This window comes from Burkholderia sp. Bmkn7 (genome assembly GCF_041103175.1).
Lineage (GTDB): Bacteria > Pseudomonadota > Gammaproteobacteria > Burkholderiales > Burkholderiaceae > Burkholderia > Burkholderia cepacia.
This window is the reverse complement of record NZ_JBGCUH010000003.1, coordinates 874,054-895,959: the sequence shown is the minus strand read 5'-3', so window position 1 is coordinate 895,959 and position 21,906 is coordinate 874,054. Positions and strand designations below refer to the sequence as shown.

The window sequence follows — 21,906 nt, the reverse complement described above, 5'->3', positions numbered from 1 at the left end:
GCGGCTTCGTCCAGCGCGTCGCGTCCGATAGCGCCCGCCGGCCGCCACCGGCGATGCGCTGCCGCGGCCGGCCCCGGCCCCGCATCGCGCTCCCCGGCCGGACGGCCATGACATTGTTTGTCAAAGTCGGCCGGAACCGGCTTCGTGCAACGCGGTCGGCTTGCGTTTTCCGGCCCGATTGACGATCCTACGCACTTTCAGGCCCGCGCCGCTCGTCGTGCGCGCCAGCCAGCGGCGCCGGGCCGCGTTCGGCCCGACCGCCGTGCCGCCCGGCGCCCGCACCGTGCACCGAGCAGGGCAGCCGCATCGCGGGTCGCCTCGCATCGTCCGGCAACCTGCCCCGTCTCACCCGTTCTCCCCGGCGCCGCGCCGTTTCCCGGCCGGCATCCCGAACCCGCCCGCCGAGGGCTTTCGTTATTCCGTTTATGTTTCGTTCCCTGACGACCCTGATCAAGAAGTGGCGCGCGTCGCGCAATGCCGGTCACCAGCTCGATGCCCTGCTCGCGCACGCCGACGCCGATGCGTCGTACGCCGAGCGCAGCGAATGGCTGATCGAGCTCGCGCACTGGCTGCGCCGCACCGGCACGATGCAGGACGCGCCGGCCGATCGCGACGCCGATGCGCGCGCGTATCCGGCCCACGCGCGGTTGCGCTACCTGTTCCACGTGCTCGATCGCAACCCCGCATGGAAGGCACACGCCGCGCGCATCCTGCGCGGCATCCTGCGCGAGTGCGACGGCATCTCGCTCCTGTGCGACGCCGGCATGCCCGTGCACTCGGGCTTCTTCGGCGCGCTGTTCGAGCGGATCGACTCGTCGCTGATCCCGCCGGCGCCGAACCGCCGCGAGCTGTCGGCACTCTTCACGCTGATGTTCCCGACGCCGGAAGACGCGCAATGGATCGACGCGCTGCCCGACGATCTCCTCACGCGCCTCGCCGACCTGTTCTCGTTCGACGTCACCGACGAAGAGCGCCACGAGCCGGGCTCGTTCTCGCGCGACCTGCTGGCCGCGCTGCACAACCTGACCTGCCAGATCAGCTCGACCGGCCTGTCGCAGACGGTGCGCAGCCGGCTCTCCGACGACGACGCGCGCAAACCGCTGGAAACGCAGCCGTTCTACCGCCTCACGCGCGCGATGCTCGCGGTCGAGACCGCGCACGCGGCCGTCGAGGACGGCGGCGACCCGAGCAAGCTGCTGCACGAGGTCAACTACCTGCGCGTGCTGCTCGACGAATGCCGGATCGCCGTCGACGAGGTGTTCTCGCACCTGTACCGCAACGGCGTGTCGGTCGACATCGTGTTCCAGGTCGAGCGGATGCGCATGCGCATCCTGCGCGCCGAGATGCTGCTCAACGCGTGGATGGCGCGCGACGACCTGCACGGGATGGCGCACCTGACGGCCGAGCTCGTCGACGCGAACCACAACAGCCAGAGCGTGTCGCACCTCGTGCGCAGCAACTTCTCGCTGTTCGCGCGCAAGCTCGTCGAAACCAACGCGGACACCGGCGAGCACTACATCTCGCGCGGCCGCGCCGAGTACCTGAAGATGCTGCGGATGGCCGCGGGCGGCGGCCTCGTCACCGTCGTGACGGTGTGCGTGAAGTTCGCGATCACGGGCGCGCACCTGCAGTCGATGCTCGAAGGGCTGCTCGCGGGCATCAACTACGCGGCCAGCTTCATGCTGATGCACTTCCTGCACTTCACGCTCGCGACCAAGCAGCCTGCGATGACCGCACCGACGCTCGCGCGCGAGCTGGACGACACGGGCCACGACGAAGGCGTGAAGGCGTTCGTGGCATCGGTGATCGCGCTGATCCGCACGCAGGCCGCCGCGATTTCGGGCAACGTGCTCGTCGTGCTGCCCGTGTGCCTGCTGGTGCAGCTGTTCGCCGGCAACCTGCTGCATGCGAACCTGATCTCGCCGGAGAAGGCGCACGCGACGCTGCACTCGTTCTCGCTGCTCGGCCCGACGCCGCTCTACGCGGCGCTGACCGGCGTGCTGCTGTGGGCGTCGAGCCTGCTCGCGGGCTGGGCCGACAACTGGTTCGTGCTGCACCGGGTCGGCGACGCGCTCACGTACAACCGCCGGCTGCGCCTCACGCTCGGCGCGGCCGGCGCCGCGAAGCTCGCGCATTTCTGCCGGTCGAACGTGGCCGGCGTGGTCGCGAACGTGGGCCTCGGCCTGATGCTCGGCCTCATCCCGGCGATCGTCACCGTGTTCATGTTCCCGTTCGAGGTGCGGCACGTGACGCTGTCGGCCGGCTCGATCGGGATCGCGCTCGGCGTGCTGGGCAAGGACGCGCTGGGCACCCCCGAGCTGTGGTGGGCCGGCGCCGGCGTGCTCAGCATGGCGATCCTCAACGTGCTCGTGAGCTTCGCGCTCGCGTTCACGATGGCCGTGCGCTCGCGCAGCCTGCGCCCGACCAAGGTGCGCGCGCTCGTCGCCGCGATCGTCCGCACGGTGCTGTCGAATCCGCTCGCGCTGTTCTGGCCGGGCAGCAGCCCGGCCGCCCGCGCCGGCCAGCCGGGCTCGCACTGAGCCCGCGGGCCTGGCGGTGCCCGCCCGGGCGCCGCCGGGCCGCCCCCGGCACGCATGCGCGGCGCCCGGGCCCGCGCCGCGGCACCGAAACGCGACGCAACGCCGGCCCCGGCCGCCCGCGCCGCGTACAATAGTGGACTTTTGCACGTCCTCACCCGCCTTATGTCCTCGCCCACCCTGTACGAATTCTTCGCCCCCTGCCCGCGCGGCCTCGAAGCGGCGCTTGCCGCCGAGCTGGCCGAAATCGCCGGCCGCCACCTGAACGGCGCGCCGTTCACCGCGGGCGCGCAGGTGCCGGGCGGCGTCCACTTCAGCGGCGGCTGGGCCGCCGGCATGGCCGCGAACCTCCATTCGCGGATCGCGAGCCGGGTCCTGCTGAAGATCGCGCACCGCGCCTACCGCAACGAGCAGGACGTCTACGCGCTCGCGCTCGAGCAGCCGTGGGAGCGCTGGTTCGCGGCGACGCAGACGCTGCGCGTCGACGTCACCGCGATCAAGTCGCCGCTGAAGAGCCTCGAATTCGCGACGTTGCGCGTGAAGGACGCGATCTGCGACCGGATGCGCGAGAAGACCGGCGCGCGCCCGAGCATCGACACCGGTGCGCCCGACGTGCGCGTGTTCGCGTTCCTGACGGCCAACGAGTGCACGCTGTACCTCGACACGTCGGGCGAGCCGCTGTTCAAGCGCGGCTGGCGTCTCGACAAGGGCGCGGCGCCGCTGCGCGAGAACCTCGCGGCCGGCATCCTGCGCCTGACGGGCTGGACGCCCGGCACGGCGCTGTACGACCCGATGTGCGGCAGCGGCACGTTCCTCGCGGAAGCCGCGCAGATCGCGCTCGGCGTCGCACCCGGCGTCGAGCGCCGGTTCGGCTTCGAGAAACTCAAGCAATACGACATCACCGCATGGCAGGGGCTGAAGGTCCCGGCGCTGGACGCGAAGCGCGCGGCGCGCGGCAAACGCGGCGAAGCGCTCGGCGTGTACGGCAGCGACATCTCCGGCGACATGCTCGAGAAGGCACGCGCGAACCTCGAGCGCGCGGGCGTGCCGTCGGTGTGGCTCAAGCAGGTCGACGCGCGCGGGATGACGCCGCCGTGCGACGGCCCGGGCATCATCCTCGCGAACCCGCCGTACGGCGAGCGGATCGAGGTGCGCGGCCGCAGCGCGCGCGGCGAGGTGCGCGAGACGGGCCGCAACCGCGGCAACGACGACGCATTCCGCCGCACCCACACCGACGCGCCGGACAGCGAGTTCTTCAACGCGCTCGGCGATGCGCTGAAGCAGCGCTTCACGGGCTGGCAGGCGTTCCTGCTGACGTCCGACCGTTCGCTGCCCGGCCAGCTGCGGTTGCGCGAATCAGCCAAGACGCCGCTGTTCAACGGCGCGCTCGAATGCCGGCTGTTCCGCTTCGACCTGATCGCCGGCAGCGTGAAGGCGCGCCCGGCCACGCCGGAAGGCGACGCGTAATCCGCATCATGGTCGCGACGGGGCCGCCGATACGGCCCCTGCGCGGCGACCGGAACGCCGCCGTTACCGCATCCGCGGCAACGGCGGCGTTCCGCTTCAATGCTTCGACTTCTCCGGGCGCCCCGTCGTGAACGGCAGCGCCTGCCCCGTCTCGAGCGGCGTCTTGCGGCTCGACAGCACGAGCGGCTACCCGACGCGAATCCCGCGATCCATCTCCGAGCCCGGCACCAGCCCGTCGTGCGTGACAGCCGGCTTCACGGCGCCGTCGCGCGGCTCGACGACGCAGATCACGCGCAATTCCCCACTCTCCCTCGACGGCGTGCGCCACGTGACGATCAGGCGGCGCTGGCGGATCGTTCCCGACCTCTACTGACAATACGGTGTCAGCAGGCTGCGATCACACTGCAATCCCGGCGCAATGCAACGCTGGTTTCCGCACCGAACCCGAACAACAACGCAACAAGGAGCGCGTCATGACGTCCGCAACTGCCACCGCCACTGCCACCCCCGAGCGCGCGATCGCGTGGTTCGACATTCCGTCCCTCGATTTCGACCGGGCGATCCGCTTCTACGAAACCGTGCTGCAAACGACGCTGCAGCGCGAAGTCATCGGCGGCGTGCCGATGGCCACGTTCGACCGCGACGCATCGAGCACGGGCGGCAGCATCGTGTTCGATCCGCAGCAGATCAAGCCGAGCGCGAACGGCGTGCTCGTCTACCTGAACGCCGGCGAATCGGTCGTCGCGGCGCTGGAACGCGCGAAGCGCGCGGGCGGCGTCGTGCAGGGCTCCGTCGTCGAGCTGCCGAACAACTACGGCTACGTCGGCTACCTGATCGACACCGAAGGCAACCGCGTCGGCCTGCACGCGCCGAAATGCCACTGAGCGCAGCGGCCATCGGGCGCGCACGGCGCTATCATCGCGAAGTCCCCATTGCCGTTGGAGCCGAGGTGCCGTCATGACGCGCCGTGCCGACCGCCTGTTCCAGATCGCCGAGCTGCTGCGCGGGCGTCGTCTCACGACCGCGCAGCAGCTGGCCGACTGGCTGTCGGTGTCGCCGCGCACGGTCTATCGCGACGTGCGCGACCTGCAACTGTCAGGGGTACCGATCGAAGGTGAAGCCGGCATCGGCTACCGGCTGAACCGCAACGCGAGCCTGCCGCCGCTCACGTTCACGGCCGAGGAGCTCGCGGCGCTCGCCACCGGCGCACGCATGCTCGAAACCTGGGGCGGTGCGCGCTTCGCGAGCGGCGCACGCTCGGCGCTCGCGAAGATCGCGTCGGCGATGCCGGCCGACAAGCGCACGGCGCTCGACCGCCTGCCCGTGTTCGCGCCGTCGTTCCACATCGACGAGACGTTTTGCGCGAAGGTCGATGCGATCCACCAGGCCATCGATACGCGCCACGTCGTCAGCTTCGACTACCGCGACCGGCTCGGCGCGCATTCGCAACGCCGCGTGTGGCCGCTCGGGCTCGTCTACTGGGGCGGGCGCTGGACGATCGGCGCGTGGTGCGAGCTGCGCGGCGATTTCCGCACCTTCGACATCGCGCGGATGGGCGACATCGTCGTGCACGAGCAATTTCCGGACATGGAAGGGCGGCGCATCGCCGATTACATGCGGATCGCGGAAGCGCCGATGCGCTGACGCGCCGATACGGCACGGCGGCGGGCACACCGCCGCCGTTCACGTTCCGGGCCGCCGTGCGGCGCCCGGCCCGCCTTTCCCTACGCGCCGAACACCACCGTGCGCTTCGGCCGCTCGTCGACGTGCAGCGAGAACACATCGGGCCGCGCGTAATGCCCGACCACGTCGAAGTCGTAACGCGCCCGCACGAGTTCGTCGGTATCGATACGCGCGGTCACGAGCCCGGCCGTGCCGATCAGCGGCTCCGTCAGCAGGTCGCCGAGCGGCCCGACGATCACGCTGCCGCCGCGGATCAGCGGCCGCTCCGGATCCCAGCCCGGCACGTCGATCCCGAGCGCGCGCGGCGACGGCTGCACCTGGCACGCGCTGACGACGAAGCAGCGCCCCTCGTGCGCGATATGCCGCATCGAGCTCTGCCACACGTCGCGCTCGTCGACGGTCGGCGCGCACCAGATCTGCACGCCTTTCGCGTACATCGCGCAGCGCAGCAACGGCATGTGGTTCTCCCAGCAGACCGCGGCGCCCGCGCGGCCCGCGGCCGTGTCGACGACGGGCAGCGTCGAGCCGTCGCCCTGCCCCCAGATCAGCCGCTCGGTGCCGGTCGGCATCAGCTTGCGGTGCTTCGCGACGAGCCCATCGCGCGGATCGAAGAACAGCGCCGTGCAGTACAGCGTGCTGCCGCCGCGCTCGATCACGCCGACCACGAGGCTCGCGCCCGTGCGCTGCGACAGCGCGGCCAGCTCATCGGTTTCCGGCCCCGGCACGTCGATCGCCTGCGCGGCGTAGCGCGCATACGCGTCGCGGCCCTCGGGCAGCCGGTAGCCGAGCCGCGTGCCGAAGATCTCGCCTTTCGGATAGCCGCCGAGCACGGCCTCGGGCAGCACGACGAGCGACGCGCCGCTGTCGCGGATCGCGGTTTCGTAGCCGAGGATCGTGTCGAGCGTGGCGCGCGTGCCGGCGGGCGAAGCGCCGATCTGCAGCGCGGCGATGACTGACGTGGACATGAAGGCGTCTCCGGTGAATGGGGTAACGCCATCTTTATCGATATGATGTCATCGATCAAATCGATAGAACGATAAGTGACATGAATGTGGATGATATCGCCAGCCTCGACCTGAACCTGCTGAAAGTGTTCGAGGCGCTGTACGAGGAAGGCGGCGCGAGCCGGGCGGCGCTGCGGCTCGGCCTCACGCAGTCGGCGGTGAGCGCGGCGCTCGCGCGGCTGCGCGTGATCTATGCCGATCCGCTGTTCGTGCGCACCGGCCGCGGGCTCGCGCCGACGCCGCGCGCAGACGAACTGAAACCGATCCTGTCCGACGCGCTCGACCGTTGCCGCGAAAGCCTCGCGATCGCGGCCGACGGCGGCGACCGCATCGGCCGCACGATCTCGATCGGGCTGTCGGACGACTTCGAGATCGCGCTCGGCCGCGCGCTGATCGACGCCGTTGCACGGGAAGCCGCCGGCATCCGGCTGATCTTCCGGCAGACGCACAGCGGCATCGCTGGCGACGCGCTGCTGCGCCACGGCGTCGACCTCGCGATCGCATCGGGCGGCTTCTCGGCGAACGGGCTCAGCCGGCGTGCGGTCGCGACGGGCGGCTACGCGTGCCTGATCGACCCGGCCGCCCGCCCCCGGCCGCCGCGCACGCTCACGCTCGCCGATTTCCTGCAGCGCGACCACCTGCTCGTGTCGTCGGGCGGCGTGATCGGGATCGTCGACGAGGCGCTGGCCACGCTCGGCCACAAGCGGCGCGTCGCGGCGTCGACCACGCATTTCGCCGCGTTGCCGTACCTGCTCGCCGGCTCCGACGCGGTGGCGACGATTCCCTCGCACGCGGCGCGCGCGATCGCGCGATCCACGCCGCTGCGCGCGCTCGCCTGCCCGGTCGACTTGCCGCACTACCCGGTCGAAATCGGCTGGCGCACGAGCACGCAGCGCGACCCGGCGATCGTGCGCGTACGCGACACGATCGCCGCGTGCATCGCGAACCTCGTCGCACCATGAAACGGCCCGGCCGGCTTGCGCCGGTCGGGCCTGTCCCTTGAGGCCGCCCGCGAATCGAGGCAGGCGGCCTGCGTTGCCGGCGCATGCGTCAGTCGACCGCCTTCACCATGTCCTCGATGACCTTCTTCGCATCGCCGAACACCATCATCGTCTTGTCCAGGTAGCTTTGCGCACGATCGCGCGAGATCGGCGCGTGAGCCTGGCCGGCGTGGCCGCGCACCGGCACGACGGACGATTACGAGGGTCGGATTCGTCTGACCGAACGCCGGGCAGCGTTCGGGCGCAACCGGTAAAATGCCGAACCATGAAACCCGAAATCTGGACCCCGCATGTGACGGTCGCGGCGCTCGTCGAGCACGCCGGCCGCTTTCTCGTGATCGAGGAAGAAACCTCGTCGGGCCTGCGCATCAACCAGCCGGCAGGCCATCTCGAAGCCGGCGAAACGCTGGCCGACGCCGTGATCCGAGAGACGCTCGAGGAAACCGCGCACCCGTTCACGCCCGACGCGCTCGTCGGCGTCTATCTGGCGCACTACGACCGTCCCGGCACCGCCGGCGCGACCTACCTGCGCTTCACTTTCTGCGGCACGGCCGGCGAGCCGGTCGCGGGCCACGCGCTCGACGACGGCATCGTCCGCACGCTGTGGATGACCGCCGACGAACTGCGCGCGTGCAGCGAGCGCCATCGCTCGCCCGCGGTGATGCGCTGCGTCGACGATTACCTCGCCGGGCGGCGCATTCCGCTCGATTTCGTGCATACGCATTCGGTCGCGCCGCGCCCCGAAGCATTCGAACGTCAGGCGGTCAACAAATGAGCAAGCGCCGTGTAGTGGTGGGCATGTCGGGCGGCGTCGATTCGTCGGTGACCGCGTGGCTGCTGAAGGAACAGGGTTACGACGTGGTCGGCCTGTTCATGAAGAACTGGGAAGACGACGACGACGGCGAATACTGCTCGACGCGCCAGGACTGGATCGACGTCGTGTCGGTGGCCGACCTGATCGGCATCGACGTGGAAGCCGTCAACTTCGCGGCGGAATACAAGGATCGCGTGTTCGCCGAGTTCCTGCGCGAATACTCGGCCGGCCGCACGCCGAACCCCGACGTGCTGTGCAACGCCGAAATCAAGTTCAAGGCGTTCCTCGATCACGCGATGTCGCTCGACGCGGAAATGATCGCGACGGGCCACTATGCGCGCGTGCGCGAGCGCGACGGGCGTTTCGAGCTGCTGAAGGCCTTCGACCATACGAAAGACCAGTCGTACTTCCTGCACCGGCTGAACCAGGCGCAACTGTCGAAGACGATGTTCCCGCTCGGCGAGATCCCGAAGACGAAGGTGCGCGAGATCGCCGCGCAGATCGGGCTGCCGAACGCGAAGAAGAAGGATTCGACCGGCATCTGCTTCATCGGCGAACGGCCGTTCCGCGATTTCCTGAACCGCTATCTTCCGACCAAACCCGGCCCGATGAAGACGCCGGACGGCAAGGTCGTCGGCGAGCACATCGGCCTCGCGTTCTACACGTTCGGCCAGCGCAAGGGCATCGGCCTGGGCGGCAGCAAGAGCGGCAGCGGTGAACCGTGGTTCGTCGCCGCGAAGGACATCGCGTCGAACACGCTGTACGTCGTGCAGGGCCACGATCATCCGTGGCTGCTGTCGCGCGAACTCGTCGCCGGCAACGTGAGCTGGGTCGCCGGCGAGCCGCCGGCCGAGGGCTTCGCGTGCGGCGCGAAGACGCGCTACCGGCAGGCCGACGCGGCATGCGCCTTCGGCGCCGCCGTGCCCGGCCCGGCAGGCGAAGCACGCTTCTCGCTCGCGTTCGACGATGCGCAGTGGGCCGTCACGCCCGGCCAGTCGGCCGTGCTGTACGACGGCGAGATCTGTCTCGGCGGCGGCATCATCGAAAGCGCGGCAACCAGCGACCGGCAGGCGCTCGACGCGCCGGCGCTCGCGGCCGCGCGCTGACGCGCCGCCGGCGCCGCGCGGGCGGTGCCGGCCGAAAGCGGTCGCGCCCGCGGCCGCCCGCCTGTTCAGCGCATGTGCCGCACGGCCGCGTCGTAGCGCTCGCGCGCCGCGTCGAGCACCGGGAAATGGCGCTCGGCCCAGCGATCGAGCGCCACGAGCGTGTCCACCAGCGATTCCGCCACCGGCGTCAGCCGGTATTCGACATGCGATCGCCGCGCGGCGATCGCGATCCGTTCGATCAGCCCGTTGCGCTCCAGCTCGCGCAGCGTCTGCGTGAGCACCTTCTGCGAGATGCCGCCGATGCGCCGCAGCAGCTCGCCGTTGCGCAGCGGCCGCTCGGCCAGCGCCGGCAGGATCAGCAGCGTCCATTTGCCGGCGATCAGCGCGAGCGCATCGCGCGCCGAACAGTCCGCCGCATAGACGTCGCCGGGAAATGCCATGGTTACCTCCGGGTGCGTGATTGCGCGGCCCCGCTGCCGCCGGCCATCATCGTCGCACACTCACGGAGCCCGCCATGCATGCGCTGATCGTCGTCGCCCATCCCGAACCGCAGTCGTTCAACGCGGCCCTCTCCCATGCGGCGGCCGATGCGTGGCGCGCCGCCGGCCATACCGCGACCGTCGCGGACCTGTACGCCGACGGCTTCGACCCGTGCGAGGCGCCGCGCCATTACGCCGATCGGCTCGACACGGCACGCTTCGACGCGCAACGCGAGCAGCGCCACCACTGGGAGCGCGGCACGCTCGCGCCGGAGGTCGGGCATCACGTCGAGCTGCTGCAACAGGCCGACGCGCTGATCCTGCAGTTCCCGCTGTGGTGGTTCGGCGCACCGGCGATCCTGAAGGGCTGGATGGATCGCGTGTTCGTCTACGGCGGCCTCTACAGCAGCCGCCGGCGTCATGACAGCGGCGTATTGCACGGGCGCCGCGCGCTGCTGAGCGTGACGACCGGATCGTCGGCCGCCGCCTGCGCGCCCGACGGCCGCGAGGGCGACACGCGCCTGCTGCTGTGGCCGCTCATGCATGCGCTGCGCTACGTCGGCTTCGACGTGCTCGAACCGCACCTGATCCACGCGGTTCGCAGCGATCCGGCCGGCGACAACGCGCGGCTCGACGACGCGCGCCTCGCGCAAGCGCTCGCGGACTACCGCGCGCGACTGCGCGCCTGGCACACGTGGCCGCGGGTGCCGTTCAACCGCGACTCGGACTTCGAAGCCGGCGTCAGGCTGAAGCCCGACGCGCCCGCATACGGCCCGTTCATCCGTCACGCGGGCCCCTGACGCGGCGGGCCGGCTCGGCAACGCGAGCTTCACGGGACCCGTAGTAGACTCTCGACCATCGTGGGCGCCGGCAGCGGCCAGGCACGGCTCGGGCACCCTGCCCGCCGGCCCGGCGCAACGCCGAGGGCGCCGACCTGCCGGCCGCCGCGCGACCGCTCGCGAGCGATGGCCATCCAGATAATTACGACGGAGTCCCCATGTTTTCCCGACGCTATCTCGCGATGTGGTGCGCGGTCCTGCTGTTCGTGGCCGTCGCGGCACTCGCCGCGCGGCACGCGATCGCGTGGCTGTGGATCCTGATTCCCGCCGCCCTCGTCGCGCTCGGCCTGTACGACCTGAAGCAGGACCGCCACGCGATCCTGCGCAACTACCCGCTCTGGGGCCACTTCCGCTTCCTGTTCGAATTCATCCGACCTGAAATCCGCCAGTATTTCGTCGAGGACGACACCGACGAGAAACCGTTCTCGCGCGCGCAGCGCAGCCTCGTCTACCAGCGCGCGAAGAACGTCGCCGACAACCGGCCGTACGGCACCGAGCTGAACGTGAAGGCCGTCGCGCACGAATGGATCAGCCACTCGCTCGCGCCGACGAAGCTGCCGAACCATGATTTCCGCGTCCGCGTCGGCGCGAATCGCGCGCAACCGTACGACATTTCGATCTTCAACATCTCGGCGATGAGCTTCGGCTCGCTGTCCGCGAACGCGATCCGCTCGCTGAACCTCGGCGCGAAGAAAGGCGGTTTCGCGCACGACACGGGCGAAGGCTCGCTGTCGAAGTACCACCGCGAGAACGGCGGCGACATCATCTGGGAAATCGCGTCCGGCTACTTCGGCTGCCGCAACGACGACGGCACCTTCAACCCCGACAAGTTCGCGAAGCAGGCCGCCGATCCGCAGGTCAAGATGATCGAGGTCAAGCTGTCGCAGGGCGCGAAGCCCGGCCACGGCGGCGTGCTGCCGGCCGCGAAGATCACGCCGGAGATCGCCGAGACGCGCGGCGTGCCGATGGGCAAGGACTGCATCTCGCCCGCGACGCACTCGGAATTCTCGACCCCGCGCGGGCTGCTCGAATTCGTCGAACGGCTGCGCACGCTGTCGGGCGGCAAGCCGACCGGCTTCAAGCTGTGCGTCGGCCATCCGTGGGAATTCTTCGGGATCGCGAAGGCGATGCTCGAGACCGGCATCGTGCCGGACTTCATCGTCGTCGACGGCGCGGAAGGCGGCACGGGTGCGGCGCCGCTCGAATTCACCGACCACGTCGGCGTGCCGCTGCAGGAAGGGCTGCTGCTCGTGCACAACACGCTCGTCGGGATCGGCGTGCGCGACCGCGTGAAGATCGGCGCGAGCGGCAAGATCATCACCGCGTTCGACGTCGCCCGCACGCTCGCGATCGGCGCGGACTGGGTGAACTCGGCGCGCGGCTTCATGTTCGCGGTCGGCTGCATCCAGGCGCAGACCTGCCACACGGGCCGCTGCCCGACCGGCGTCGCGACGCAGGACCCGGTGCGCCAGCGCGCGCTCGTCGTGCCCGACAAGGCCGACCGCGTGTACAACTTCCACCGCAACACGCTGCACGCGCTGCAGGAGCTCGTGCAGGCGGCCGGCCTCGCGCATCCGTCGGAGCTGCGCGCGCATCACATCGTGCAGCGCATCGCGCCGCACGAGGTCCGGCTGATGTCGCAGCTGCTGAAGTACCTGAAGCCCGGCGCGCTGCTCGACGGCAACACCTGCGGCTTTACGCTGTACGACAAGTGGTGGCCGATTTCGCGCAGCGATTCGTTCACGCTCGGCGAGGCCGTCTACGCGTCGATCGAATGACGCAGGCGAGCGCCTCCGCCGCGGGGGCGGCCCGGCAAAAAGAAAGCGCCCCGCGGGGCGCTTTTCTTTCGTCTGCCGAATGCGTGAATGCGCGAAGCGTGTACGCGTCGCGCGCGGCTCAGTTCTGCGGCAGCGTATCGGCGAACGACTGGCGCTGCAGCAGCTTCACGAAGTGCTTGTCGAGGTTCGGGTGGCGGTCGCGCCAGTTGAGCTCGGGCATCCGGAAGTCGAGATAGCCGAGCGCGCAGCCGAGTGCGATATCGGCGAGCGTGTAATGATTACCGACGCACCACGTCTTGCCGCCGAGCCCTTGCGACATCGCGACGAGCGCGTCGTCGATCTTGCGCTGCTGGCGCGCGATCCAGCTCGCGCTGCGCTGCGCTTCGTCCCGCAGCGTGTATTCGAGACGAATTGCCACGGCCGCGTCGAGCACGCCGTCGCCCAGCGCTTCCCAGCAACGCACTTCGACGCGCTCGCGCCCCGACGGCGGAATCAGCTTGCCGACCGGCGACAGCGTGTCGACGTATTCGCAGATCACGCGGGAATCGAACACCGCGGCACCATCCTCCATCACGAGGCACGGGACCTTGCCGAGCGGATTCGAAGCATGAATATCCGTCTCCGGCGCCCACACGTTCTCGAGCTCCAGCTTGTAGTCGATCTTCTTTTCAGCCAGCACGATCCGCGCCTTGCGGACGTACGGGCTGCTGAGCGAACCGATTAATTTCATCATCTGCCTTTTTAAGGGAACCGCCGAGAGTATACGTTGTCGCCGATCATAACCGGCCGGCGTCGCGCGACAGAAAATCGCCCGACCGGCCTGTGGATGGTTTGCAACAACCGTCACGCGGGCCGCCCGGCGCGGCTTCCCGCCCCCTCTCTCACGCGCGGCGTCACGCGGCGCTACAATCGCACGAATGAACGCGCCCCTCGATACCGCCATCGCCGTCGACGTCTACCGCCAGCGCCGTGAACGCGTGCTTGCCGCACTGCGTGCCGCCGGCGGCGGCGTCGCCATCGTCCCCACCGCGCCGGAACTGCTGCGCAACCGCGATACGGCCTACCCGTACCGGTACGACAGCTACTTCCATTACCTGACGGGCTTCACCGAGCCGGATGCGGTGCTCGTGCTGAACGCGGCCGCGCCGCACGGCGCGCCGGAGTCGATCCTGTTCTGCCGCGGCAAGAATGCCGACCGCGAGATCTGGGAAGGCTTCCATTACGGGCCCGAAGCCGCGCGCGATGCGTTCGGCTTCGACGCGGCGTTCGCGGTCGACGTGATCGATACGGAGATGCCGCGCCTGCTCGCCGACTCCGGCACCGTGCACTACCGGTTTGGCGCATCGGCCGACTTCGACCGCCGGCTCGCGGGCTGGATCGACGCGGTACGCGCGCTGGCGCGCACGGGCGTCGCCGCACCGGACGCGATGCTCGACCTCACGCCGCTCCTCGACGACATGCGGCTCGTGAAGGACGAGCACGAACTCGCGATCATGATGCGCGCCGCGCACATCTCCGCGCTCGCGCACCGCCGCGCGATGCAGGCATGCCGCCCCGGCATCCGCGAATACGAACTCGAAGCGGAGCTGCTGTATGTGTTCCGCAAGCACGGCGCGCAGTCGCCCGCGTACGGCTCGATCGTCGCGGCCGGCGCGAACGCGTGCGTGCTGCACTACCCGGCCGGCAACGCAACCGCGAAGGACGGCGACCTGATCCTGATCGACGCCGCGTGCGAACTCGACGGCTACGCGTCGGACATCACGCGCACGTTCCCGGCCAACGGGCGCTTCTCGCCCGCGCAACGCACGCTGTACGACATCGTGCTCGCCGCCCAGCAGGCCGCGATCGACGCGACGCGCGCCGGCGTGCCGTTCGAAGCACCGCACGACGCCGCCGTGCGCGTGCTCGCGCAGGGGCTGCTCGACACCGGCATCATCCCGAAAACGCGCTTCTCGAACGTCGACGACGTGATCGCCGAGCGTGCGTACACGCGCTTCTACATGCACCGCACCGGCCACTGGATCGGCATGGACGTGCACGATTGCGGCGACTACCGCGAGCGGCTCGCCGAGCGCGACGGCAACGGCGCGCTGCCATGGCGCACGCTGAAGGCCGGCATGACGCTGACGGTCGAACCCGGCCTGTATGTGCGCGCCGCCGACGACGTGCCGCCCGAGTACTGGAACATCGGCATCCGCATCGAGGACGACGCGATCGTGCGCGAGCAGGGCTGCGAGCTGATCACGCGCGGCGTGCCCGTCGCGGCGGACGAGATCGAAGCGCTGATGCGCGCACTCGCATGACCGGCTGCCGCCGACCGTTACCTCCGTTTCACGAATCAAGATGACGACCGCCTCCTCCCCGGCCACGCCGGACTACGACCTCGCCATCGTCGGCGCGGGCCCCGTCGGGCTCGCGCTCGCCGGCTGGCTTGCGCGCCGCAGCGCCACGCAGCACGCATCGATCGCGCTGATCGATGCGCGTGAACCGGCCGCGAGCGCAAACGATCCGCGCGCGATCGCCGTGTCGCACGGCAGCCGCGTGCTGCTCGACACGCTCGCGTGGCCCGCCGACGCGACGCCGATCGAACACATCCACGTATCGCAGCGCGGCCATTTCGGCCGCACGCTGATCGACCGCGACGAACACGACGTCGCCGCGCTCGGTTATGTCGTGCGCTTCGGCTCGCTCGTGCAGGCGCTCGCGGGCGCCGTGCGCGGCACCCGCGTCGACTGGCTCACGTCGACCACCGCGCGCGCGCCGCAGCAGGATGCCGACGGCGTCACGCTGACGCTCGATGGCCCGCAAGGCGAGCGCACGCTGCGCGCACGCATCGTCATCAACGCCGAAGGCGGGCTGTTCCACGAACAGCGGGCCGATACCGGCAAGCACCGCCGCGACTACGGCCAGACCGCGATCGTCGGCACGGTCACGGTATCGGCGCCGCGCCCGAACGTCGCATGGGAACGCTTCACGCACGAAGGCCCGCTCGCGCTGCTGCCGCTCGGCGGCCCGCGCCAGGCCGAATATTCGCTCGTGTGGTGCTGCACGCCCGACGAAGCGGCGCGCCGCGCCGCGCTGCCCGACGACGCGTTCCTGCGCGAGCTCGGCAGCGCGTTCGGCGCGCGCATGGGCGACTTCGTCGCGATCACGGGCCGCGCGTCTTTCCCGCTCGGCCTGAACGCCGCGCAGACGCTCGTCAACGGCCGCGTCGCGATCGTCGGCAATGCCGCGCAAACCCTGCACCCCGTCGCGGGCCAGGGGCTCAACCTCGGGTTGCGCGATGCGCATACGCTCGTCGACACGCTGTCCACGCAAGGGTTCGAATCGACCGCACTCGCCACCTTCAACGCGCGCCGCGCACTCGACCGGCGTTTCACGATCGGCGCGACCGACACGCTGGCACGCCTGTTCACGATCGACTCGGGCCCGCTCCCGCTGCTGCGCGGTGCCGCGCTGACCGCGCTCGAGTTCGTGCCGCCGCTCAAGAAGGTGATCGCGCGCCAGATGATGTTCGGCCAGCGCAACTGACACCCGGCGCGCACAGTCGCGCCACTCAAACCGGGTCAAATCGGCGGGGCATGGGAATACGGTAAAATGCGCGTTTCCGTCTGCCCTTTTCATGCCCGCGCCCGCCGCGGGCGGTGCCATTGCGATGCCCGTTATCGGCTCTCACGTATTGCGTAACAACCTGTTCGTCGCCCCGATGGCCGGCGTGACGGATCGTCCGTTCCGCCAGCTCTGCAAGCGGATGGGGGCCGGTTACGCCGTGTCCGAGATGGTCGCGTCCAACGCGCAGCTGTGGAAAAGCGCGAAGACGATGCGGCGCGCGAACCACGAAGGCGAGGTGGAGCCGATCGCGGTCCAGATCGCGGGCGCCGATCCGGCGATGATGGCCGAAGCGGCCCGCTACAACGTCGACAACGGCGCGCAGATCATCGACATCAATATGGGCTGCCCGGCGAAGAAGGTCTGCAACGTCGCGGCCGGCTCCGCGCTGCTGCAGAACGAGCCGCTCGTGCAGCGCATCGTCGAGGCGGTCGTCGCGGCGGTCGGCACGGGGCCCGATGCGGTGCCCGTCACGCTGAAGATCCGCACCGGCTGGGATCGCGAGCACAAGAACGCGATCACCGTCGCGCGCCTGGCCGAAGCCGCCGGCATTTCGATGCTCACCGTGCACGGCCGCACGCGCGCCGACCTGTACCGCGGCGACGCCGAGTACGACACCATCGCGGCCGTGAAGGCGGCGGTGAGGATTCCGGTGGTCGCGAACGGCGACATCACGTCGCCCGCGAAGGCGAAGGCCGTGCTCGACGCGACCGGCGCCGATGCCCTGATGATCGGTCGCGCCGCGCAAGGCCGGCCGTGGTTGTTCCGCGAAATCGATCATTTCCTGCAAACCGGCGAGCTGCTGCCCCCGCCGCGGATCGACGAGATCCAGCACGTGATGAACGAACACCTGGAAGACCACTACGCGTTCTATGGTGAATTCACGGGAGTCCGTACTGCGCGCAAGCACATCGGCTGGTACACTCGCGGCCTTTCCGGTGCCAACGGGTTCCGGCACAGGATGAACACGCTCGATTCCACCCGCGAGCAGCTCGCCGCCGTCAATGCATTCTTCGAGGCGCAAAAGGCGCTGTCGGACCACCTCGTCTACGTCGACGACGAAGAGGAAAACGGCCAGGGCGAGTCGGACGACCATAACCAGTTAGCAGCATGAGCAAGCACAACATCGAACAATGTGTCCGCGAGAGCCTGGACGTGTATTTCCGGGATCTAGACGGCTCCAATCCGCACGACGTCTATGAAATGGTGATGTCCTGCGTCGAAAAGCCGATGCTCGAGGTCGTGCTCGTACAGGCAGGCGGCAACCAGTCGCTCGCCGCGGAGTACCTCGGCATCAATCGCAATACGCTGCGCAAGAAGCTGCAGCAGCACGGCCTGCTGTAGGCGGCCGTCCCGTCCCCGTTTCCCTGGCTATTGGTGGTTCCATCATGATCAAGCAAGCGCTCATTTCCGTTTCCGACAAGACCGGCATTGTCGACTTCGCGAAGTCGCTGTCCGACCTCGGCGTCAAGCTGCTGTCGACGGGCGGCACCGCGAAACTCCTCGCCGACGCCGGCCTGCCCGTGACCGAAGTGGCTGATTACACGGGCTTCCCGGAGATGCTCGATGGGCGCGTGAAGACGCTCCACCCGAAGGTGCACGGCGGCATCCTGGCCCGCCGCGACCTGCCCGAGCACATGCAGGCGCTGGAACAGCACGGCATCCCGACGATCGACCTGCTCGTCGTGAACCTGTATCCGTTCGTCGCGACGATCGCGAAGGACGACTGCACGCTCGCCGACGCGATCGAGAACATCGACATCGGCGGCCCGACGATGCTGCGCTCGGCCGCGAAGAACCATCGCGACGTGACGGTCGTCGTCGATCCGGCCGACTACGCGGTCGTGCTCGATGAAATGAAGGCGAACGGCAACGCGGTGGGCTACGCGACCAACTTCCGCCTCGCGACGAAGGTGTTCGCGCACACCGCGCAATACGACGGCGCGATCACGAACTACCTGACGAGCCTGACCGACGAGCTGAAGCACGCGTCGCGCAGCACGTACCCGGCCACGCTGAACCTGGCGTTCGACAAGGTGCAGGACCTGCGCTACGGCGAGAACCCGCACCAGAGCGCCGCGTTCTACCGCGACCTCGCGACGCCGGCTGGCGCGCTGGCGAACTACCGCCAGCTGCAGGGCAAGGAACTGTCGTACAACAACATCGCGGATTCGGACGCGGCGTGGGAATGCGTGAAGACGTTCGACGCACCGGCCTGCGTGATCATCAAGCACGCGAACCCGTGCGGCGTGGCAGTGGGCAACGATTCGGCCGACGCGTACGCGAAGGCGTTCCAGACGGATCCGACTTCCGCATTCGGCGGCATCATCGCGTTCAACCGCGAAGTCGACGAAGCGGCCGCCCAGGCCGTCGCGAAGCAGTTCGTCGAAGTGCTGATCGCCCCGTCGTTCTCCGACGCCGCGAAGCAGGTGTTCGCCGCGAAGCAGAACGTGCGCCTGCTCGAGATCGCGCTGGGCGACGGCCACAACGCATTCGACCTGAAGCGCGTGGGCGGCGGCCTGCTCGTGCAGTCGCTCGATTCGAAGAACGTGCAGCCGAGCGAGTTGCGCGTCGTCACGAAGCGCCAGCCGACCGCGAAGGAAATGGACGACCTGCTGTTCGCATGGCGCGTCGCGAAGTACGTGAAGTCGAACGCGATCGTGTTCTGCGGCAACGGCATGACGCTCGGCGTCGGCGCCGGCCAGATGAGCCGCGTCGATTCCGCGCGGATCGCAAGCATCAAGGCGCAGAACGCGGGCCTGACGCTGGCCGGTTCGGCCGTCGCGTCGGATGCGTTCTTCCCGTTCCGCGACGGCCTCGACGTCGTCGTGGCGGCCGGCGCGACCTGCGTGATCCAGCCGGGCGGCTCGATGCGCGACGACGAAGTGATCGCGGCAGCCGACGAGCACGGCATCGCGATGATCCTGACGGGCGTGCGTCACTTCCGTCACTGATCGCGGCATGCGGCCCGCGCGGCCGCTGCACGACAACCCGGCGGCATTGCACCCGCCGGGTTTTTTATTGCGTTGCGCCGGCGCACGCAACCGTGCGGCCGGCGCCGCGCACCATTCGTTGTAGTATCGCTGCATCAGGTTTTTCTCCTCACTCATGCGAATTCTCGGCATCGACCCCGGCCTGCGCGTCACCGGTTTCGGCATCATCGACGTCAGCGGCCACCGGCTCGCCTATGTCGCGAGCGGCGTGATCCGCACGCCGACCGCCGACCTGGCCACCCGGCTCGGCACGATCTTCCAGGGCGTCTCGACCATCGTGCGCGAGCACGCACCTGATCAGGCCGCGATCGAAAAGGTGTTCGTCAACGTGAACCCGCAGTCGACGCTGCTGCTCGGCCAGGCGCGCGGCGCCGCGATCTGCGGCCTCGTCGCGGGCGGCCTGCCTGTCGCCGAATACACGGCGCTGCAGCTCAAGCAGGCCGTGGTCGGCTACGGCCGCGCGACCAAGACGCAGATGCAGGAGATGGTCACGCGGCTGCTCAATCTCTCCGGACAGCCGGGCTCCGACGCGGCCGACGCGCTCGGCATGGCGATCTGCCACGCGCACGGCGGCGACACGCTCAGCACGCTCGGCGGCCTCGCGCCGGCGCTCGCGAAAAAAGGGCTGCGCGTACGGCGCGGGCGGCTGGTCGGCTGACATCGCGCTTGCCAGCGTGCGGCCTGCCGGATCGACCGTGTCGACCATTTCGACCGCACGCGGCACACCCACGACACCCGTTGCCCCGGCCTGACGGCCGATCCCGTCGGCATTGCGCCGCACGTGCGCTACACTCGCGCTTTATTCCTCGCATCCCGCCCTCCATGATCGGTCGCATCGCCGGCATCCTGCTCGAAAAGAACCCGCCTCACCTGCTCGTCGACTGCAACGGCGTCGGCTACGAAATCGACGTGCCGATGAGCACCTTCTACAACCTGCCGCAAACGGGTGAGCGCATTGTGCTGCTCACGCAGCAGATCGTCCGCGAGGACGCGCACCTGCTGTACGGCTTCCTCACGCCTCAAGAGCGCACGACCTTCCGCGAACTGCTGAAGATCACCGGCATCGGCGCGCGCATGGCGCTCGCCGTGCTGTCCGGCATGAGCGTGCAGGAACTCGCGCAGGCCGTGACGATGCAGGACGCCGCACGCCTCACGCGCCTGCCCGGCATCGGCAAGAAGACAGCCGAACGCCTGCTGCTCGAATTGAAGGGCAAGCTCGGCGCCGATCTCGGCGCGCTCGCCGGCGCCGCGTCCCCGTCCGACCACGCAACCGACATCCTCAACGCGCTGCTTGCGCTCGGCTATTCCGAAAAGGAAGGCCTGGCCGCGATCAAGAACGTGCCGGCCGGCACCGGTGTATCCGAAGGCATCAAGCTCGCACTGAAGGCGCTGTCAAAGGCGTAACGCGCGTTCAATCCGGCCGTCGAAACCAGTGTCGCGCGGCGCGGCATTGCGCGCCAGTCGGCCGTTCGGCCAGGTTGGCCGGAGTGCGGCGCGCGGTACAATGGCCGCATGATTGAAACCGACAAACTCGCCACCGAGCAGCGGATCATCGCCGCCACGCCCGCCTCGTCGCACGAGGAGGTGTTCGAACGTGCGCTGCGGCCGCGCCAGCTCGACGACTACGTCGGCCAGGAAAAGGTGCGCGGCCAGCTCGAGATCTTCATCGAAGCCGCCAAGCGCCGCTCCGAGCCGCTCGACCACGTGCTGCTGTTCGGGCCGCCGGGCCTCGGCAAGACGACGCTCGCGCACATCATCGCGCGGGAGATGGGCGTGAACCTGCGCCAGACGTCGGGCCCCGTGCTCGAGCGCGCGGGCGATCTCGCCGCGCTGCTGACGAACCTCGAGGCGAACGACGTGCTGTTCATCGACGAAATCCACCGGCTGTCGCCGGTCGTCGAGGAAATCCTGTATCCGGCACTCGAGGATTACCAGATCGACATCATGATCGGCGAAGGCCCGGCCGCGCGCAGCGTGAAGCTCGACCTGCAGCCGTTCACGCTGGTCGGCGCCACCACTCGCGCCGGGATGCTGACCAACCCGCTGCGCGACCGTTTCGGGATCGTCGCGCGCCTCGAGTTCTACGACGCCGATCAACTGTCGCGCATCGTGCGGCGCTCGGCATCGCTGCTGAACGCGCAGATCGATCCGAACGGTGCGCTGGAAATCGCGAAGCGCTCGCGCGGCACGCCGCGGATTGCGAACCGGCTGCTGCGCCGCGTGCGCGACTTCGCGGAAGTGAAGGCCGACGGCCAGATCACCGCGGCCGTCGCCGATGCCGCGCTCGCGATGCTCGACGTCGATCCGGTCGGCTTCGACCTGATGGACCGCAAGCTGCTCGAGGCGATCCTGTACAAGTTCGACGGCGGCCCGGTCGGTATCGACAACCTCGCGGCGGCGATCGGCGAAGAGCGCGACACGATCGAGGACGTACTCGAGCCCTACCTGATCCAGCAGGGCTTCCTGCAGCGCACGCCGCGCGGGCGCGTCGCGACGCTGCTCACGTATCGCCACTTCGGGCTTTCCGTGCCCGACGCCGGCCGCACCGAACGCGGCGAGTGGGATACCCCCGACGGGAAGTAACCCGTCGCCCGAG

General features: G+C 69.3%; 22 protein-coding genes. 18 read left to right on the top strand and 4 right to left on the bottom strand.

The genetic code is table 11. The features are described 5' to 3' along the window. Window positions 1–425 precede the first annotated feature (425 nt). The 5 genes from AB3K92_RS25630 to AB3K92_RS25610 all read left to right on the top strand — a co-directional run bounded on the left by AB3K92_RS25630 (window position 426) and on the right by AB3K92_RS25610 (window position 5,648). Complete coding sequence (locus tag AB3K92_RS25630) at window positions 426–2,540, top strand: site-specific recombinase (protein ID WP_048024165.1); 2,115 nt, start codon at window positions 426–428, stop codon at window positions 2,538–2,540. A gap of 162 nt (window positions 2,541–2,702) precedes the next feature. Further along, entirely contained in the window at window positions 2,703–4,004 is a 1,302-nt protein-coding gene (locus AB3K92_RS25625) for a class I SAM-dependent RNA methyltransferase (RefSeq protein ID WP_369466070.1), read from the top strand. 163 nt (window positions 4,005–4,167) lie between these two features. Then, window positions 4,168–4,377, top strand: a complete 210-nt coding sequence (locus AB3K92_RS25620; protein ID WP_369466069.1) for a hypothetical protein — start codon at window positions 4,168–4,170, stop codon at window positions 4,375–4,377. Between the two features lie 100 nt (window positions 4,378–4,477). Beyond that, entirely contained in the window at window positions 4,478–4,888 is a 411-nt protein-coding gene (locus tag AB3K92_RS25615) for a VOC family protein (protein WP_021164198.1), read from the top strand. 73 nt (window positions 4,889–4,961) lie between these two features. Further along, window positions 4,962–5,648: a YafY family protein gene (locus tag AB3K92_RS25610; protein WP_021164199.1), complete on the top strand. Its 687-nt coding sequence runs from the start codon at window positions 4,962–4,964 to the stop codon at window positions 5,646–5,648. A gap of 80 nt (window positions 5,649–5,728) precedes the next feature. Here AB3K92_RS25610 and AB3K92_RS25605 read toward each other — a convergent pair whose 3' ends face one another. Beyond that, window positions 5,729–6,652 (bottom strand): carbon-nitrogen hydrolase family protein, encoded by a 924-nt coding sequence (locus AB3K92_RS25605; protein WP_021164200.1) that lies wholly within the window; start codon window positions 6,650–6,652, stop codon window positions 5,729–5,731. Between the two features lie 80 nt (window positions 6,653–6,732). Between AB3K92_RS25605 and AB3K92_RS25600 the strand changes: the two genes are divergently transcribed. After that, window positions 6,733–7,653, top strand: coding sequence for a LysR family transcriptional regulator (locus AB3K92_RS25600; protein WP_059497184.1), 921 nt, complete (start codon window positions 6,733–6,735; stop codon window positions 7,651–7,653). Window positions 7,654–7,741: 88 nt separating this feature from the next. Here the strand turns inward: AB3K92_RS25600 and AB3K92_RS25595 are convergent, their stop codons facing one another. Beyond that, window positions 7,742–7,873 (bottom strand): hypothetical protein, encoded by a 132-nt coding sequence (locus AB3K92_RS25595; protein WP_269114123.1) that lies wholly within the window; start codon window positions 7,871–7,873, stop codon window positions 7,742–7,744. An 84-nt stretch (window positions 7,874–7,957) separates the two neighbouring features. Here AB3K92_RS25595 and AB3K92_RS25590 point away from each other — a divergent pair, with 84 nt between their 5' ends. Next, complete coding sequence (locus tag AB3K92_RS25590; RefSeq protein ID WP_021164203.1) at window positions 7,958–8,467, top strand: NUDIX hydrolase; 510 nt, start codon at window positions 7,958–7,960, stop codon at window positions 8,465–8,467. After that, the gene (mnmA, locus tag AB3K92_RS25585; RefSeq protein WP_059487115.1) at window positions 8,464–9,612 is read left to right on the top strand and encodes a tRNA 2-thiouridine(34) synthase MnmA; all 1,149 of its coding nucleotides are present in this window, start codon (window positions 8,464–8,466) and stop codon (window positions 9,610–9,612) included. The genes AB3K92_RS25590 and mnmA overlap by 4 nt, the downstream gene beginning before the upstream one ends. Before the next feature lie 65 nt (window positions 9,613–9,677). Here mnmA and AB3K92_RS25580 read toward each other — a convergent pair whose 3' ends face one another. Next, window positions 9,678–10,052: a helix-turn-helix domain-containing protein gene (locus tag AB3K92_RS25580; RefSeq protein ID WP_059497181.1), complete on the bottom strand. Its 375-nt coding sequence runs from the start codon at window positions 10,050–10,052 to the stop codon at window positions 9,678–9,680. 74 nt (window positions 10,053–10,126) lie between these two features. Here AB3K92_RS25580 and AB3K92_RS25575 point away from each other — a divergent pair, with 74 nt between their 5' ends. Next, on the top strand, window positions 10,127–10,891 hold the full coding sequence (locus AB3K92_RS25575; RefSeq protein ID WP_369466068.1) for an NAD(P)H-dependent oxidoreductase: 765 nt from the start codon (window positions 10,127–10,129) through the stop codon (window positions 10,889–10,891). Window positions 10,892–11,088: 197 nt separating this feature from the next. Beyond that, window positions 11,089–12,708, top strand: a complete 1,620-nt coding sequence (locus AB3K92_RS25570) for an FMN-binding glutamate synthase family protein (RefSeq protein WP_021162498.1) — start codon at window positions 11,089–11,091, stop codon at window positions 12,706–12,708. 118 nt (window positions 12,709–12,826) lie between these two features. Here the strand turns inward: AB3K92_RS25570 and AB3K92_RS25565 are convergent, their stop codons facing one another. Beyond that, window positions 12,827–13,438: a glutathione S-transferase family protein gene (locus AB3K92_RS25565; protein ID WP_021162497.1), complete on the bottom strand. Its 612-nt coding sequence runs from the start codon at window positions 13,436–13,438 to the stop codon at window positions 12,827–12,829. A gap of 187 nt (window positions 13,439–13,625) precedes the next feature. Between AB3K92_RS25565 and AB3K92_RS25560 the strand changes: the two genes are divergently transcribed. The 8 genes from AB3K92_RS25560 to ruvB all read left to right on the top strand — a co-directional run bounded on the left by AB3K92_RS25560 (window position 13,626) and on the right by ruvB (window position 21,893). Further along, on the top strand, window positions 13,626–15,011 hold the full coding sequence (locus tag AB3K92_RS25560; protein ID WP_027788358.1) for an aminopeptidase P N-terminal domain-containing protein: 1,386 nt from the start codon (window positions 13,626–13,628) through the stop codon (window positions 15,009–15,011). Window positions 15,012–15,051: 40 nt separating this feature from the next. Beyond that, window positions 15,052–16,239: a UbiH/UbiF/VisC/COQ6 family ubiquinone biosynthesis hydroxylase gene (locus AB3K92_RS25555; protein ID WP_369466065.1), complete on the top strand. Its 1,188-nt coding sequence runs from the start codon at window positions 15,052–15,054 to the stop codon at window positions 16,237–16,239. 124 nt (window positions 16,240–16,363) lie between these two features. Beyond that, window positions 16,364–17,431, top strand: coding sequence for a tRNA dihydrouridine synthase DusB (gene dusB, locus AB3K92_RS25550; RefSeq protein ID WP_042977079.1), 1,068 nt, complete (start codon window positions 16,364–16,366; stop codon window positions 17,429–17,431). Next, a complete protein-coding gene (locus tag AB3K92_RS25545) occupies window positions 17,428–17,661 on the top strand; it encodes a Fis family transcriptional regulator (protein ID WP_006476892.1) in 234 nt (77 codons plus the stop codon). The genes dusB and AB3K92_RS25545 overlap by 4 nt, the downstream gene beginning before the upstream one ends. A gap of 44 nt (window positions 17,662–17,705) precedes the next feature. Beyond that, a complete protein-coding gene (purH, locus tag AB3K92_RS25540; protein ID WP_021162493.1) occupies window positions 17,706–19,271 on the top strand; it encodes a bifunctional phosphoribosylaminoimidazolecarboxamide formyltransferase/IMP cyclohydrolase in 1,566 nt (521 codons plus the stop codon). Window positions 19,272–19,425: 154 nt separating this feature from the next. Beyond that, window positions 19,426–19,968, top strand: a complete 543-nt coding sequence (gene ruvC / locus AB3K92_RS25535) for a crossover junction endodeoxyribonuclease RuvC (protein ID WP_021162491.1) — start codon at window positions 19,426–19,428, stop codon at window positions 19,966–19,968. Window positions 19,969–20,132: 164 nt separating this feature from the next. Continuing rightward, window positions 20,133–20,714, top strand: a complete 582-nt coding sequence (gene ruvA, locus AB3K92_RS25530) for a Holliday junction branch migration protein RuvA (protein ID WP_031402135.1) — start codon at window positions 20,133–20,135, stop codon at window positions 20,712–20,714. 108 nt (window positions 20,715–20,822) lie between these two features. Next, a complete protein-coding gene (gene ruvB / locus AB3K92_RS25525; protein ID WP_021162489.1) occupies window positions 20,823–21,893 on the top strand; it encodes a Holliday junction branch migration DNA helicase RuvB in 1,071 nt (356 codons plus the stop codon). Window positions 21,894–21,906 lie beyond the last annotated feature (13 nt).